The sequence below is a fragment of the Thioclava sp. GXIMD4216 genome (assembly GCF_037949285.1).
GTDB classification, from domain to species: Bacteria; Pseudomonadota; Alphaproteobacteria; order Rhodobacterales; family Rhodobacteraceae; genus Thioclava; species Thioclava litoralis.
This window is the reverse complement of the sequence record NZ_CP149928.1, coordinates 251,453-267,588: the sequence shown is the minus strand read 5'-3', so window position 1 is coordinate 267,588 and position 16,136 is coordinate 251,453. Positions and strand designations below refer to the sequence as shown.

Here is a 16,136-nt window from a genome sequence, read left to right as displayed (position 1 = left end):
CGCCGTTTCGGGTCTGCGGCCCTGCGGCAGGTTTTGGCATGCGGATCTGCGGGTCTGCGCAACAGGTTTGGAACTCAATATGAAAACGACTTTCTTTGCGGCGTTTGCCGCACTTGCCCTCTGCCCGCTTGTGGCACAGGCCGACATTACCGTGACCGATCTCGACGGGCGTGAAATCCATCTGGAACATGTGCCCGAACGTGTCGCATTGGGGTTTTACTACGAGGATTATCTGGCGGTTGCCGGTGCGGGCGCAGCCGATAAGATCGTCGCTCTGTCGCGCGCGCCCTGGGCCGATTGGCGCCCGAACCAATGGGCGGCCTATACCGCAAGGTTTCCGGCCCTTGAACAGGTGCCGGATTTCGGCAATGCCGATGATAACACCCTGTCCGCCGAGGCGCTGATTGCCACCCACCCCGATGTGGCGATCCTGTCAAGCTGGCAGACCGCTGCCTTGGGGCAGGCCGGAGTGGCACAGATCGAAGCGGCAGGCATTCCGGTGGTGGCGCTGGATTACAACGCCCAGACATTGGAGCGCCATGTCCTTTCGACCCGTGTTCTCGGGGCTGTCATGGGCCAGCCCGAACGTGCCGAGAGGCTTGTGCATCTTTACGAGACGAAAACCCGCGACACGCTGGCGCGCATTGCCACAGCAGGCCCGTCGCATAAGAAGATCTATGTGGAACTGGCCCAGAAAGGCCCGGAAACCATTGGCAATTCCTATGGCTCCGGCATGTGGGCGGGGGTGATTGATCTGGTAGGCGGCCAGAATATCGCCAAAGGGCAGATCGAGAATTGGGGGCCGCTTTCGCCCGAATATGTCCTTGCCCAGCAACCGGATGTGATCTTGCTGGCAGGGTCGGAATGGCGCAATGCGCCGCAGGCGGTCAGCTTGGGTTTCGGCGCACAGGAGGCCTTGGCCCAGACCCGTCTGGCGGCCTATCTCACCCGCCCCGGCTGGTCCGACCTGCCCGCAGTGCGCCAGCATGAGGTGTATGGCATCTATCACGGCGGCAACCGCACCCTGTCGGATTTCGTCTATGCGCGGGCCATTGCCAAAGCCCTCTATCCGAAACTGTTTGCCGATATCGACCCTGCCGAGGAGCTGCGCGCCTATTATCATGACTGGATGCCGATCGAGGCGCAGGGCACCTTCATCACGAAGATGCCATGACCAGCGCGGCAACAACTGTCTGGCGGGCATGGGAAATCCGTGCCCGCAAGCGCCGCCTCGCATTGGGGCTTGCCTGTGTTGTGCTGGGGCTTCTGGTGCTGGCGGATCTGGGCACCGGCCCGTCGGGTATGGGGCCTGCCAAATTGTGGCAGACCCTGCTGGACGGGCCGGACGGGGCCGACAGGGCGTCGGCGGTGATCCTGTTCCAGATCCGGCTGCCGCAAACCGTGCTGGCGCTGATCGTGGGTGCGGCCTTGGGGATTTCGGGGCTGATGATGCAGACCATCCTCGCCAATCCGCTGGCCTCGCCCTTCACGCTAGGGTTCTCGGCAGCCTCGGGGTTCGGCGCGGCGCTGGCCATCCTGTTCGGCACCCGCCTTGCCCTGCCGGTGCCGCCTTGGCTGCTGACACCGGCCTGCGCCTTTCTGGCGACACTCGGCGCTACGGCAATGATCTGGGCCGTCGCGCGGCTCAAGGGGTCCAAACCGGAGCTCCTCGTGCTGGCGGGGATTGCGGTGCTGTTCTTCTTCCAGTCGATGCTGTCTCTTGTGCAGTTCATGGCCTCGCCGGAGGTCTTGCAGCAAATCGTGTTCTGGCTGTTCGGGTCGTTGCTGAAGGCGAATTGGACGGCGGTGAAAGTCTCGGGCTGCATCGTACTGCTATGCCTGCCTTTTATCGCCAGAGACACATGGGCGCTGACCACGCTGCGCATGGGTGAGGCCAATGCCGAAAGTCTGGGGCTGGACACCGATGCCTTGCGGCGACGGGTCTTCCTGCTGACCGCAGCACTCACCGCCGCCGCCGTGGCATTTACCGGCACCATCGGCTTTGTCGGCCTGATCGCGCCGCATGTGGCGCGGGCAATGGTGGGCGAGGATCACCGCTTCGGGCTGCCATTGGCCGCCGTGATCGGCGCACTGATCCTGTGTTCGGCATCGGTGGCCGCCAAGCTTCTGTCCAGCGGTGCCGCCATTCCGGTGGGCATCGTCACCGCCATTGCCGGCATTCCGATGCTGGCCGTGGTGATCCTGCGTCACGGAGATCGCGGATGCTGAATGTAAGCCTCGAGCAACAAACCCGCGGGCGACGCACCATTCTGGCCCCGATGCGTTTCAGCCTGCCCTGCGGTCGCCTGACCGCCGTTCTCGGCCCGAATGGCGCGGGCAAATCCACGTTGCTACAGGCGCTTTCGCGGGGCAAGGCCGCGGGGGCGCAGATCCTTGACGGGCGCAGGCAGCTTGGCCCGCGCGACATCTGCTACCTGCCGCAGGCCTTTGCGGTGGTCTCCGAACTCAGCGTGCTGGACTGCGTCATTCTGGGACAGCGCGAACGGCTGGGGCTGCGGGTGCCGCAACAGGCGGTCACACAGGCCCGCAGCCTTCTTGATCGTCTGGGGCTGGGGGATCTGGCAACGCGGGCGATGTCGGCACTCTCGGGCGGGCAGCAACAGCGGGTCCTGCTGGCGCAGCGGCTGTTTCGGGGCGGACGGGTGATGGCGCTTGACGAGCCGACATCGGCGCTTGATCTGCACCACCAGCTGGCGGTTCTGGGCTATCTGCGCGATTTCGCCGAACGCACCGGTACTGCCGTAGTGCTGTCGCTACACGATCTGAACCTTGCCGCGCGGTTTTGCACCCATGCCCTTCTTCTGGCCGAAGGGCGTCTGATCTGCGAGGAGACGCCGGAACGGGCGCTGAACGCGCCCGCGATCCGCCGGTTCTGGAAAGTCGCACCGGAATGGCTGCGCGACAGCGAGAACAATGCGGTGTTCGTGCCGCATATGCTGGCGCATCGCTGAGCGCCCGAAAGACAGTCCCCGCCGCAACCGGATGACGGCTGCGGCGGGGAGATCCTGTCAGATATCGAAATTGCTGGGCAAAATCACGACATCGCGGATGGTGACCGTGCGCGGACGGCTCAGCATGAACAGGATCGCCTCGGCGATATCCGACGGCTCGATCAGCGCGCCGTTTTCCCTGGCCTTGCGCAGGTTTTCCTCGGGCCAGTCGGCCAGCAGGGCCGAAACCACCGGACCGGGCGAGACCGAGCCCACACGGATGCCATGTTTGTTCAGCTGGCGTCGCATGGTCTGGACAAAGCTGGTCATCGCCCATTTCGAGGCCGAATAGACCGGCTCCCACGGCACAGCCGTATGCCCTGCCACCGACGATGTGACGATGATATCGCCACAGCCCTGCGCGATCATCTGCGGGATCACGTTATGAACGTTCTTCATGACCGCGTTCACATTCAGATTGAGCATACGGTCAATCGCAGCGGGGTCCGTGACCTCGACCAGATCGCCACCGATATAGCTGCCCGCATTGCAGTGCAGAATATCGATCCGCCCCGCCAGTTCCATCACGCCCGACAGAAGCGAGGCACAGCTTTCGGGGTCCAGCAGGTCGATGACCAGCGGCAGGGCTTTCTCGCCCAGCTTTTCGGTCACGGCCTTCAATGCGGCACCATCACGGTCCACAAAGACCACCGTAGCGCCTGCCTCCAGCATCATCTGCGCACTGGCAAGACCGATCCCCGAGGCCGCACCCGTCACTGCGGCGACCTTGCCGCTTAGTTCATTGCTCATCTTCATCTCCTCCACGTTTTTCCCTTTCCGCCCCGATCGGGACGCGGATCAAGCGGTGTTGGCACAAGCCCCGTGCCTGTGCAAATGACAAAGCCCCGCGCGGCGCCCGTTTGCGCGCCGTGCAGCGGGCAGGCCTCAAACGGCACAGGCCGTATGATAGCTGCGGATCACCTCTTCGACCCGCCAGAGAAGCAGGGCCTCGGGGTCGAGCGGCCTATCGGCAAAAGCTGTCGCGGCAGGCAGGTGCTGCCACATCAGCGGCAATGGCACGACCTGCCCCTGCAGCGCCTCGAGAAGGGCGGCAACAGCGGCCTGTGCCTGCGGCTCGGCCCAGTAATAGCGGATACGATCCGACAGCGAATAATGCCGCAAGACACCCTGCTCGGCCGCATTGCCGCCGTAATGACGCGCCCAGTTAGCGGGTTTTTCCAACATCAGCGCCTCAAGCGCCACTTTCAGAGGCCGCGCGCCATAGTCGGGCAGCAGATCCGAGGCGATCAGATCCAGCGCATATAGCGCCTCGCGCAGCGCAAAGGTCAGCTCCGGCCCGACTTTCAGGATAGCAAAGCCGTCCTGCACCAGTTGTGCCAAGGGCGCGGTCCCCTGATAATCGGTCGAATGGGCCTCGAAAACCAGCCCGTCCAGCGCCGGCAGGACATCGATCAGCGGCCTCGCCGGTGCGGGGTCATAGGCGATGACGTTATGATTGCCAAATTCCACCCCCGGCTGCACCACAATCGCGATCACGCGCGACAGGGCCGCGTCCAGACCACGGGCGGCGAAGATTTCGCGGTGGACGGCCAAGGTCGTCTTGGCCGCGTCGGGCGCGGTGGGGGTGATGGCCTCCAGCGCGTGATCGGCACCACCGGGAGGCGGAACCTCCGTGCCGATCACATAAAGGGGCATCGGCCCCGCCGCACCCGACGCGGTTCTTTCGGCCACAGCCGCCAGACGCGCGGCCCGATCCGCCGTCTGATGGTCATCCAGCGCGACGGGTTCGCCGCGACAGCCCATAGAGGCGTCCAGATGGATCTTGCGGAAGCCCGCCTCCACATAGGCCGCCACCATCTTCTCGGCTTCGGCCATCGCGGTTTCCGCGTCTTGGTCGCGCCACGGATTGGGGCCAAGATGGTCCCCCCCCAACAGGATCAGATCCTCGGGGCAGTTTTCCTCGGCGGCAATCCGGTAGACCATTTCGGCGAAATCCGCCGGTGTCATACCGGTATAGCCGCCAAGATGATTGACCTGATTGCAGGTCGCCTCGATGAGAACCGTCGCCCGCGTCCGCGCGCCATGACGCAGGGCCGCGCGCAGAACAACAGGATGGGCCGAACAGATCGAGCTTATTCCGACCGGATGTCCCGCCGCCCGCGACGGGGCCAGATCTTGCAGCATGACATTCATGATGCTCTCCTTTGGGTGGTTGCGATAAAGGCATCCAGCTCCTCGCGGGTGCCTGCGCCCTCCATCGGGCCGCGCAGAGTGGCATTGCGCGCACCTGCGGCACAGCCATAGTCAAGCGCACTCTCCACAGGCTGGCCGAGCCTGCGGCAGGTCAGATAGGCCCCACCGAAACAGTCGCCCGCCCCTGTGGGATCGACCGCATCGACCACGAAAGACGGCGCATCGATGCGGCGGCCATCGGACAGGAAGCAGCTTGCCCCTGCCTCGCCGCGTTTGAGCACGATCTCCTTGATGCCCCGCGCGAACAGGGCGGCAAGAGCGGCCTCCTCTCCGGCCACGCCCGCCGCATCTTCCAGCTCCTCGCCCGAGGGCAGAAGCAGGTCGGCCTGCCCCACCAGCCACAGGAAGCGTTCGCGCGTTTCGACGTCCTGTGTCAGCTCTTTGCGCAGGTTCGGGTCGAGCGACAGGGTGCCACCGCGCGCCTTGACCTGCGCCAGCACCTGCCGGATCACCTCCCACGCGCCGGAAATCGACAGGGCCGACCCCATGACATGCAGATGTCCCGCCCGCGCGGCCAGCGTCGCAACCGCAGGCGTCCAGCCGAAACGCGCCGCAGCCGAGCGTTCGATATTGAAAACGAAATCGCGCGATCCATCCTCGCGATACCGCACGAAGGCACTGCCCGTGGGATAATCGGGATCGATCGCGATCCCCGAGACATCGACGCCATCGCGGACCAGCCGGTCGATATTGACCTGACCGAAATCATCGCGACCGACCGCGCCGATCATTGCGGCCTGCCCGCCGATACGCCCGCACTGGTCGATGAAAATCGCCGGTGCGCCACTGGGAAACGGGCCGATCAGCGGCAGGGCGTTGCGAAACCCCTCCCCCGGCATGGTCGCCACGATTTCCACCAATATCTCGCCGATACAAAGGGTCGGCCCCAAAGCATCGGGCGCAAGATGAGAATTGTTCATCGCATAGCTCCTCCTGTGCGAAGAACGGGCAAGGCCCGAAGCCCCTGCCCTGTTCCGACGGTCCCGACGGCCTTACGCCGTGATATTGACCTCGCGCTTGCGCTGCGCCTCGGCCCAACGTTGCTCGATGAACTGCTTGGCATGCGCGGCCAGCGGGTTGTTATCGGTCCACGTATCGCGCCAGATCCCGCAGGTGCGCGACAGGCTCTCGTCGACGATTGCGCTGGAGAAGCTTTCGAACACGATGTCGCGGTCGTAGTTGATATCGACAAGGGCGCTGAAGATCGACGCGAAGTCGATCGTGCCGGTGCCGAGGAAACCGCGATAGTTCTCGTTGAAATGGTAATAGGTGCATTTGTCACCCGCCATGCGGATCGCGGCAGCGGGGTCGGCTTCCTCGATATTGGCGTGGAAGGAATCCAGATGCAGGAACACGTCATCGCGGCCCGTATCCTTGATGAACTGCAGACCCTGTGCCGTGGTATTGAGAAGGTTCGATTCAAAGCGGTTGACCACTTCAAGCGCGATCTCGACACCGCAATCCTTGGCGATCTCGGCAGTGGCCGCGATGGACTCGGCGCTATGCATCCAGCCGGTGCGGGTCGGCATGCTGTCATATTTGCCATGCATCGAGTAAAGGATACCACCCAGACGGATGCCACCGATATCGCGCACCGCCTTGACCGCATCGGACAGAAGCTGACGGCCTTTGGCCACAACCGCCTTGTCGTCACTGGAGACATCTGCCGCCGCAGGCAGGCCCATCGTCACCACGATATCGACATCCAGCGCCTTCGCCTTCCGGGCCAACCGGTCCAGATCGAAGAGTTCGGGGCGCAGATAGGCGAATTCGATCATGCGGTAGCCATGCTCGGCTGTCTTATCAAGCGCCATTTCCAGCCCTTCTTGGGTCTGGCCGTTGGTCCATACGAAAGAGTGGATACCAAGTCGTCTCATGTTCAGTGCCTCCCTGAATCACATGTCAGAACAGGTTGTGCCTCTTTTTGTTTCTTCTAGCAACAAATAAGAAAGAGGATCGGAAAATTTTTGCCAGAAACCTGGCATATGCGCTTTCTAAAGATCAGGCAGCACGACGCATATGCCGGTTTTGTTGCAAACGGCATATGCATGTTTTCCGTAAGGCGATACGTTTACCGGATCGCTTTACCGTTTTCGTCGAAGCGGTGGATGTTATGCTCTTGGGGGGTGAGCCAGACGGTGTCGCCGGCATGGACATCGACCTCGCCCGAGACGCGGACGTTGAACTGGCCGATGCCTTCGACCTGCACATGGGCATAGGTGTCCGAACCAAGGTGCTCGGAGACGCCAACCAGACCCTCGATCGCGCCGTCGACCGGCGTGGTCGAGAGGTCGATATGCTCGGGGCGGATGCCGATGGCATGGGCCCCGCGGGCCGCGGCGCGCTCGCCTTCGATGAAGTTCATCTTGGGGCTGCCGATGAAGCCCGCGACAAAGCGGTTATCGGGGTTGCGGTAGAGATCGAGCGGGCTGCCCACCTGCTCGATGCGGCCTGCGCGCAGCACCACGATCTTGTCGGCCATGGTCATCGCCTCGACCTGATCATGGGTCACATAGATCATCGTGGTCTTGAGCTTCTGATGCAGCTCCGAGATCTCGAGGCGCATGTTCACCCGCAACGCCGCGTCAAGGTTCGAGAGCGGCTCGTCAAACAGGAAGGCGGCCGGTTCGCGCACGATAGCCCGCCCGATGGCCACCCGCTGGCGCTGGCCGCCCGAGAGCTGGCCGGGCTTGCGGTGCAGGTAATCGGTGAGGTTGAGCGCCTCGGCCGCCGATGCGATGCGGCGCTCTTGCTCGTCGGTGGGCACACCGGCCATCTTCATCGGGAAGGCGATGTTTTTCTTCACCGACATATGCGGGTAAAGCGCGTAGCTCTGGAACACCATCGCGAGGCCGCGCTTGGCGGGGGGGGCCTCGGTGGCATCCGTGCCGTCGATCATGATCTGCCCGCCCGAAAGATCCTCGAGCCCCGCGATCAGACGCAGCAGGGTGGATTTGCCGCAGCCCGACGGGCCCACGAAGACCACGAATTCGCCGTCCTTGATATCCAGATCCAGCGGCGGAATGACTTCGACTTCGCCAAAGGTCTTGCGCACGCCCTTCAGAGTGATTTGTCCCATGACTTATGTCCTTATTTCACCGCGCCGAAGGTCAGGCCGCGGACAAGTTGTTTCTGGCTGAACCAGCCCATGATCAGGATCGGCGCGATGGCCATGATCGAGGCGGCAGAGAGTTTTGCGTAGAAGAGGCCCTCGGGCGAGGAATAGGAGGCGATGAACTGCGTCAGCGGCGCGGCTTTGGAAGCCGTGAGGTTGAGCGTCCAGAAGGCCTCGTTCCAGGCGAGGATGATGTTGAGCAGCACCGTCGAGGCCATGCCCGGGACCGCCATCGGCGTCAGCACGTAAAGCACCTCTTCCTTCAGCCCCGCGCCATCCATGCGCGCCGCCTCCAGGATCTCGCCGGGGATCTCCTTGAAATAGGTGAACAGCATCCAGACGATGATCGGCAGGTTGATCAGCGTCAGCACGACGACCAGACCGATGCGGCTGTCCAGCAGTCCCAGATCGCGGAAGATCAGGTAGATCGGCACCAGAACCCCCACCGGCGGCAGCATCTTGGTGGACAGCATCCACATCAGGATATCCTTGGTCCGACGGCCCGGCACAAAGGCCATCGCCCAGGCGGCGGGCACCGCGATGATCAGCGCCAGCAGGGTCGAACCGACCGAGATGATGACCGAATTCATGAAGAATAGCGGGTAGTTCGAGCGTTCGAGCACGGTATGGTAGCTTTCCAGCGTCCAGCCCGAGAAGAGCACCTTGAGCGGCGAGGCGATCGCATTCCCTTCCGTCTTGAACGACAGGATGAAGATCCACAGGATCGGGAAGAAGATCGCAATGCCCACAGCCCAGGCAAGCACGGTGGTCAGCGCCTTGCGGCGGGGAGTGACGATACGGGACATCTCAGGCCTCCAGATTCTTGCCGATCATCCGCATCAGGAAGATCGCAACGATATTGGCCAGAATGATCGCGATGACACCGCCCGCCGAGCCGCCGCCGACATCGAATTGCAGCAGCGACTGCACATAGATCATATAGGTCAGGTTGGTCGAGGCCACGCCCGGACCGCCATTGGTGGTTACCAGGATCTCGGCAAAGATCGACAGCAGGAAGATGGTCTGGATCAGGATCACCACGGTGATCGCCCGCGACAGGTGCGGCAGCATGATGTAGAAAAACCGCGCCAGTTTCGAGGCCCCGTCCATCTCGGCCGCTTCCAGCTGTTCCTGATCAAGCGATTGCAGGGCCGTCAGCAGGATCAGCGTCGCAAAGGGCAGCCATTGCCACGAGACGATCCCGATGATCGAGGCCAGCGGCGCCTGAGCCAGAAAATCATAGGCCGGAAGCCCGAAGAGATGCGCGATATGCGCAAACAGCCCGTTGACCGGATTGAGGAACATGTTCTTCCACACCAGCGCCGAGACGGTGGGCATCACGAAGAACGGCGCGATCACCAGAATGCGCACGATCCCCTGCCCGAAGAAGGGCTGGTCCAGCAGCAGCGCCAGAAGAATGCCCCCCACGATGGTGATTGCCAGAACCCCCACCACCAGTAACACGGTGTTAAGCAGCGCCGTGATAAAGGCAGGATCCGTGACAAAGAACTCGTAATTGAGGAAGCCTGTCCATTCTTCCATGCCGGGCATGAGAAGGTTGTATCGCAGGAAGGAGAAGTAGAGCGTCATCGCCAGAGGGACGATCATCCAGCCGAGAAGAAGAATAACGGCAGGAGAAATCATCAACCTCGCAGCGGCGCGGGAATGCTTCGTGGCCATCTTAGCGCATCCCTCCTGCAAGGATGCGCCAGTGCCGCGCGGGATAGAAGCAAGATCTTATATCGCGCCGGTCGCGACACCCGAAATGCCGATGGCAAGGGGCGTAGGCTGTCATGGCGGCAGTCCTCCTCAGGCTTATCTGTCTGATAGAGGGGTCGACGATTTCTGCATGCCGCACCGACCGACAAGATGCCACGCATCTGTCGCTCCGGCCTTCCCCCCTCGCGAATTCCTCCATTCGCGGGACGTAGCATGACTATATTTGCATCTTTTAGCAACAAATATTTTTTATGCTAAAAAACGTTCCGTTTCAACTGTCTAGCAAAATGGCCGGGCGCTCTTCGGCATTTGTGAAGATCGCCTTATGCATCATACAGGCCGCCCCGAATGCAGATCCGGCCATCGCCTTGTCATTCAGATGAATCGCCGGAACCGGAAAGTCCTCGCCCTGCAGATCGCGAATATGGGCCAGCACGCGCGCCGCAATCAATGGATAGAGCAAGGCCAGCGATCCCCCCAGCACCACCTGATTGGGATCGATCAACCGGCTGGCCTGCACGATCGCCCAAGCCAGACCGCGCGCCCAGTCCTCTGCGATCTCCACGGCGCGGGGCACCCTGTCGCGCACCTCCTGCTCCAATGTCGCAAGATCCGCCTCTGCCAGCCCCGAAACCTCTCGGAAGCGGCGCAGAACCGCAGCGCGCCCGATCGTTTGCTCCAGGTTCAACACACTGTCAGGCATATGCAAATGGCCGATCTCGCCCGCCAGCCCATGCCCCCCCCGCAGCAACTCTCCCTCGACCAGAAGGCCGCCGCCAATCCCCGCTTCGAGGAGCAGAAACAAGGTGACACCACTGGCCGCATCGGGGGTAGAATAGGACGTGCCGATGGCAAATGCATTGGCGTCATTTTCGACGGCCACCGGAATTGTCTTTGGAAAACATTCCGGAAGGCTGGACAGCGCCAATTCCCGCAGGTCGACATTTTCCCATTTCAGCAGGGCCGCCGAGCGGACCTTGCGGCTGTCGCCTTCGGTGGTCAGCTGGGCCGGAACCGAGATCCCCACCCCCGCACAGCGCTCCATCAGAGCCGGATCGAAATCTTCAAGTAATTGCGCGATCGACTGGCGCACCGCATCTGCCGGACCAACCCTGTCCCCCTCGAACGGCTCTGTCCGGCAGTGGCGCAGCGCGCCGGTGAAATCGACCTGCACCGTTGTGATATGCTCGACACCAATCTCGACCCCCAGAACCCAAAGCGCCTCGGGGATCAGCTCCAGCAAGATCCCCGGACGCCCGGCCTGCGCGCGCGGCTCTGCCGTGGCGGTGGCGCGGACCTCGCGGACAAGCCCCCGCGCGATCATGTCACCAATGATCTTGCCCGAAGAGGACCGGTTCAGGCCCATGAGCCGTGCCAGATCCGCGCGACTCATCGAGCGGTGCTCGTGCAAGGCCTGCAAGGCCCCCAGAATATTGGTCTGACGGATTCGCTTCGGAGAGCTGGATATTTGTTGCATCATCAGTTCCCCTTTAAAGAGATATGCATAATTTGAGTTATGAATAGCATTCACTCACCGCTCATAGCGACAAAAGTCAAGAATTTCAGTCATATTTTTAAATCACACCAGACGTTATTTTTTATTTGCGTCAAAAAGCAACAAACAATAGCGTAAAGAGGCGAACAACGACCCGACAGTCTGATCCGGAGGAGCCTTGGGCCGCATATAGCCTGCTATATGCCAGCCCGAAGCGGATCACCTGTCACGATATATCAGGGAGGATATTACCAATGACCCTTCGCATGCCCCATCTCGGGCTTGTTACAACCGCGCTCGTCCTTCTGGGGGCCGGCATGGCCTCTGCCGAAGAAACGATCACCATTGCCACCGTCAATAACGCCGATGTCACGCGTATGCAGCGGCTGACCGGCGTCTTCAACAAAGAACACCCCGATATCCACATCAACTGGGTGGTCCTCGAGGAAAACCTCCTGCGCCAGCGCGTCACACAGGATATCGCCACCAATGGCGGCCAGTTCGATGTGGTGACCATCGGCAATTACGAGGTTCCGATCTGGGCCAAGCAGGGATGGTTGAAGCCGCTGGACGACCTTCCGGCAAGCTATGATGTCGATGACCTGATCCCGTCGGTTGCGGCCAGCGCCTCCTACGAGGACAAGCTCTACGGGCTGCCCTTCTATGCGGAATCCTCGATCACGATGTATCGCACCGATCTGGCGAAGAAAGCGGGCGTCACCATCCCCGAAAAGCCGACATGGGCCGAAATCACCGCGGCGGCAAAGGCGATGAACGATCCGTCGGCAGGGGTCTACGGCATCTGTCTGCGCGGCAAACCGGGCTGGGGGATCAACACGTCCTTCCTGACCTCCATGACCAATTCCTATGGCGGACGCTGGTTCGATATGGACTGGAAACCGCAATTCGACAGCCCCGAATGGGAAGAGGCTTTGGATAAATATCTGGAGCTGATGAAAAACTACGGCCCGCCCGGCGCCGTGGGCAATGAATTCAACGACAATCTCGCGCTGTTCGAGACCGGCAAATGCGCCATCTGGATCGATGCCAGCGTCGGTGCTTCGGTGATCACCGATCCGAAAGAGGCGAAATTCGCGAAGGATGTCGGTTTTGCGCGCTTCCCGCATAAAGACGGCGTGGACAATTACGGCAGCTGGCTCTGGGCGTGGACCCTGTCGGTTCCGGCAAGCTCCAAACACGCACAGGCCGCCGAAACCTTTATCAGCTGGGTCACGTCGAAGGACTACACCGATCTGGTAGCCCGCGAGGATGGCTGGGGCCATGCTCCGCCCGGCACCCGCCAGTCGCTTTATGCCAATCCCGAATACCGCAAATCCGCACCTTTCGCGGATGTGACGCTGGACTCGATCAAAGCGGTCGATGTCAAACATCCCTCGGTGCAGGACGTGCCCTATCTTGGCACGCAATGGGTCGGTATCCCCGAGTTCCAGGGCATCGGCACGGCGGTTGGGCAGGTCTTCTCTTCGGCGCTGTCCGGCCAGATCACGGCAGAACAGGCGCTGTCGCAGGCCCAGACCCTGACCGAACGCGAGATGAAACGCGCAGGCTACTAAACCCCTCTAGATCGAAGGCCCCCGCCAGCCGGTGCGGGGCCTTTGTTCCCACACCGCCCGTCACACGGTTTTTTGCGCCGAACGGGCCGCCAGCCCCGCCAGCAGGATCTCCAGCCGGTCAAGGATCTCTTCGGCCTGCATGTGGCGATCCACGGGGACAGTGGGGCGGCGTTTGGGCAACAGCACCCCGAACACCAGATCCAGCATCATCCCTGCCACCCGCTCGGGCTGCGCCTGCGCCACCCGTCCGGTCTGCATCTCGTCTTTCAGCCAGACCACAAGCGTTTCGCGAAACTGCAGGATCCGGCCGTCGTAAAGCAGCGCGTTCAGCGTGGGCAGCATCAAACTTTCGCGATGGATCAATGCCATAAGCGTATCTCTTTCGTCAGCATTGCGCGCGTCAAGATCCAGCCGGAACACCCGCCGCAGCAGGTCGCGCAATGGCAGGGTCTCTCCGTCAGGACGGGGCAGACCAAGGATCAGATGGCGGCGGGACTCGATCGTGGCGGCAAAAAGCGCCTGTTTATCAGAGAATTGCTTGTAAAGATCGCGCTTCGACATGCCCGCCTGCCGCGCGATATCGGACATGGTGGCACGGGCAAACCCCTTATCGATAAACGCTGACATGGCCGCCGCAAGGATCTGCTCCTGTCGGGCCTCGTCCGAACGTTTTTTGGGACGCCCGCGCGAGGCTGTTTTGGCCTTCGCCCCATCCTCGCCGCCCATTGACATCGTTTCTATGTCCCTCATTTAAGGAACCGATCAGGTTCCGGTTTATTCAGGTGGTAGCCGGTCGGCCTGACACGGTTTGGAAAGGACCCAGCATGACGACACGTCGTAACTTTCTTATCGGCCTTGGTGCAAGCGGCCTTGTCACCAGCCTTTCGCTTCCGGCTCTGGCCGGCACTCCCGCCCCGCTTAAAGCCATTGCGATCACGAAAGTCTATGGTGACGGTCTGCGATTTGTCGCCATCGCGCTGGAATATCCGCAAAGCCTCAGCGCCGATATGATCAAGGCATCGGAATTCTCCGTCGAGGGGCGCAATATTACCGATGTGTTCCCCGCCACGGCCGCAGATCCGGACAGCCGCAGCCAGAGCGGCAAGTTCCTCATCATCGCACTGTCCCCTGATGATGCGGCCGCCCGCCTGAAACAGGAAGACCAACCCCAAGCCATGCCTGCGGCGGCCTCCCAGACCGACGGGGCAGCCGCCGCGGGCAAGAAGCCGCACTGGTCGGCAGGCGACCCCAATGACAGCGGCGTCACATGGGCCACTCCGCAGGCCACCATTGCCACGCCCGAAGGGGATGTCACGACCTCTGGCGTCGTCAATCTGGTTCTGGATGCGTTCGAACAACGGGTCTGGAACGACCCCGAGACAGGCGATAGCCTGCCCTATAACCTGTTCATCCCCAAAGACTATGACCCCGCCAAGACCTATCCTCTGGTCAATTTCATGCCCGATGCAGGGGCCACCAGCACCGATCCGCTGATGACGCTGAAACAGGGGCTGGGGGCCATCAGCTGGGCCTCGCCGGAAGATCAGGCGGCACGGCCTGCCTTTGTGCTGGCCCCGCAATATGCGGAAATCATCGCGGATGATGACAACCGGACGTCGTCCATGCTGGAGACCACGCTCAATCTGATCAAGGCTTTGGGCGAGGAATTCCCGATCGACCCTGCGCGGCGCTACACAACGGGGCAGTCCGGCGGTGGCATGCTGTCCATGGCGATGAATATCAAATATCCCGATTTCTTCGCGGCAAGTTTCCTTGTTGCCTGTCAGTGGGGGCCGGAACTTGTTGCCCCTATGGCGCAGAACCGGCTGTTTATCGTGACCTCGCAAGATGACCCGGGCGCGTTCCCCGGCCAGAATGCCGACACGGAAGCCCTGGAAGCCGCAGGGGCGCATGTGGCCCGCGCCATCTGGGATGGCCGCTGGGATGACGACCAGTTCCAGTTCGCCTTCGATGCGCTGATCGCGCAGGGGGCACGGATCAATTATGTCAGCTTTGCCAAAGGCACCGTCATTCCCGCAACCGATAACGGGCAGGGCGCCGCCGGTCATCGCAACACATGGCGACTGGCCTATTCCATCGCGCCGATCCGCGCATGGATCATGCGCACCGATATATGAGGCCGAACATGAAAGCTTTCGCGATTGATCCCCCCTCCCGCATACTGGTGCGCGTACTGGTGCCGGTCTTCGTCCCCGTGCTGGTCAGCCTGGCCACCCCTGCTCTGGCCGATATGCGCACGCCCTCGGATCCGACCATGCGCGCGGCCAAAACCGCAACGGATCAGGGAGATCTGGCGCAGGCGGTGACGCTGTATAAAGAGGCCGCAGATCAGGGACAGGCCAGTGCCGCAAGCGAGCTGGCCCGCCTGTATCTGGAGGGCGGGACCGGCCTGACCCCCGATTATGCAGCCGCCGCAGACTGGGCGGAACGCGCTGCACAGGGCGGGGATAGCCGTGGCTATCTCTATCTTGGCAAGATCTATATGGACGGGTTGGGCGTGCCCGTGGACACCGCCAAAGCCAAGGACTATTTCCACAAGGGCGAGGCAGCCGGTGACATGAAAGCTCCGCGTTATCTGGGGCTTATCGCCAAGGCTGAAGGCGATGACAAAACCGCCGCCACATGGTTTGCGGAAGCGGCCGAGGCAGGGGATATCACCAGCCAGTTCTATCTCGGGCAGGCCTATGAAACGGGCGCAGGTGTCCCGCAAGACTACACGCAGGCGCTTTACTGGTATCGGAAATCCGCCGCACGCGAGGATCTGATCGGCTCCGATGGCATGGTCGGAGAAGCGGGGCTTTACGCACGCGGACTGGGTGTGGCGCAAGATCCGGCACGGGCCAAGGCGCTTTACACGAAGGCTGCGGCCTTCGGCAACCCCAAGGCGCAGGCCGCACTGGCGGCCCTGCCCGACGCCGCAAGCGCCCCCTGAAAAGGACGATCCTCCCGCAGGGCCGGCAATGCCCTGCGGGAGGAGACCCGCTCTT

Annotated in this window: 15 protein-coding genes; 6 read left to right on the top strand and 9 right to left on the bottom strand. The window is 61.9% G+C overall.

Annotation, left to right across the window (positions count from 1 at the left end; genetic code table 11):
- The first annotated feature begins 79 nt into the window (after positions 1–79).
- From WDB88_RS16590 to WDB88_RS16580, 3 genes are read left to right on the top strand one after another with little or no spacing between them, the layout of a single operon-like run.
- Positions 80–1,174, top strand: a complete 1,095-nt coding sequence (locus WDB88_RS16590; RefSeq protein ID WP_339109831.1) for an ABC transporter substrate-binding protein — start codon at positions 80–82, stop codon at positions 1,172–1,174.
- Positions 1,171–2,229 (top strand): iron ABC transporter permease, encoded by a 1,059-nt coding sequence (locus tag WDB88_RS16585; protein ID WP_330629242.1) that lies wholly within the window; start codon positions 1,171–1,173, stop codon positions 2,227–2,229. The genes WDB88_RS16590 and WDB88_RS16585 overlap by 4 nt, the downstream gene beginning before the upstream one ends.
- Positions 2,223–2,972 (top strand): ABC transporter ATP-binding protein, encoded by a 750-nt coding sequence (locus tag WDB88_RS16580; protein ID WP_339109830.1) that lies wholly within the window; start codon positions 2,223–2,225, stop codon positions 2,970–2,972. Before WDB88_RS16585 ends, WDB88_RS16580 begins: the two co-directional genes overlap by 7 nt.
- A gap of 57 nt (positions 2,973–3,029) precedes the next feature.
- On the opposite strand, the gene WDB88_RS16575 is transcribed toward WDB88_RS16580, so the two are convergent.
- From WDB88_RS16575 to WDB88_RS16540, 8 genes are all read right to left on the bottom strand, one after another.
- On the bottom strand, positions 3,030–3,761 hold the full coding sequence (locus WDB88_RS16575; RefSeq protein ID WP_339109829.1) for an SDR family oxidoreductase: 732 nt from the start codon (positions 3,759–3,761) through the stop codon (positions 3,030–3,032).
- A 135-nt stretch (positions 3,762–3,896) separates the two neighbouring features.
- Entirely contained in the window at positions 3,897–5,165 is a 1,269-nt protein-coding gene (locus WDB88_RS16570) for a D-tagatose-bisphosphate aldolase, class II, non-catalytic subunit (RefSeq protein WP_339109828.1), read from the bottom strand.
- Positions 5,162–6,145 (bottom strand): sugar kinase, encoded by a 984-nt coding sequence (locus tag WDB88_RS16565; RefSeq protein WP_339109827.1) that lies wholly within the window; start codon positions 6,143–6,145, stop codon positions 5,162–5,164. Before WDB88_RS16565 ends, WDB88_RS16570 begins: the two co-directional genes overlap by 4 nt.
- A 72-nt stretch (positions 6,146–6,217) precedes the next feature.
- A complete protein-coding gene (locus WDB88_RS16560) occupies positions 6,218–7,102 on the bottom strand; it encodes a sugar phosphate isomerase/epimerase (protein WP_330629237.1) in 885 nt (294 codons plus the stop codon).
- Between the two features lie 194 nt (positions 7,103–7,296).
- On the bottom strand, positions 7,297–8,304 hold the full coding sequence (locus WDB88_RS16555; protein WP_330629236.1) for an ABC transporter ATP-binding protein: 1,008 nt from the start codon (positions 8,302–8,304) through the stop codon (positions 7,297–7,299).
- 11 nt (positions 8,305–8,315) lie between these two features.
- A complete protein-coding gene (locus tag WDB88_RS16550; protein ID WP_330629631.1) occupies positions 8,316–9,146 on the bottom strand; it encodes a carbohydrate ABC transporter permease in 831 nt (276 codons plus the stop codon).
- A 1-nt stretch (position 9,147) separates the two neighbouring features.
- Positions 9,148–10,020, bottom strand: coding sequence for a sugar ABC transporter permease (locus WDB88_RS16545; protein ID WP_330629630.1), 873 nt, complete (start codon positions 10,018–10,020; stop codon positions 9,148–9,150).
- Between the two features lie 310 nt (positions 10,021–10,330).
- Positions 10,331–11,539 carry an ROK family transcriptional regulator gene (locus WDB88_RS16540; protein WP_339109826.1) on the bottom strand — a complete coding sequence of 403 codons (1,209 nt, stop codon included), beginning with the start codon at positions 11,537–11,539 and terminating at the stop codon, positions 10,331–10,333.
- Positions 11,540–11,808: 269 nt separating this feature from the next.
- On the opposite strand from WDB88_RS16540, the gene WDB88_RS16535 reads away from it, so the two are divergent.
- Positions 11,809–13,128 (top strand): sugar ABC transporter substrate-binding protein, encoded by a 1,320-nt coding sequence (locus WDB88_RS16535; RefSeq protein WP_339109825.1) that lies wholly within the window; start codon positions 11,809–11,811, stop codon positions 13,126–13,128.
- Positions 13,129–13,188: 60 nt separating this feature from the next.
- On the opposite strand, the gene WDB88_RS16530 is transcribed toward WDB88_RS16535, so the two are convergent.
- Entirely contained in the window at positions 13,189–13,878 is a 690-nt protein-coding gene (locus WDB88_RS16530; RefSeq protein WP_339109824.1) for a helix-turn-helix domain-containing protein, read from the bottom strand.
- A gap of 74 nt (positions 13,879–13,952) precedes the next feature.
- On the opposite strand from WDB88_RS16530, the gene WDB88_RS16525 reads away from it, so the two are divergent.
- Both WDB88_RS16525 and WDB88_RS16520 read left to right on the top strand, forming a co-directional pair.
- A complete protein-coding gene (locus WDB88_RS16525; RefSeq protein ID WP_339109823.1) occupies positions 13,953–15,266 on the top strand; it encodes a hypothetical protein in 1,314 nt (437 codons plus the stop codon).
- Between the two features lie 8 nt (positions 15,267–15,274).
- On the top strand, positions 15,275–16,081 hold the full coding sequence (locus WDB88_RS16520; protein ID WP_339109822.1) for a tetratricopeptide repeat protein: 807 nt from the start codon (positions 15,275–15,277) through the stop codon (positions 16,079–16,081).
- Positions 16,082–16,136 lie beyond the last annotated feature (55 nt).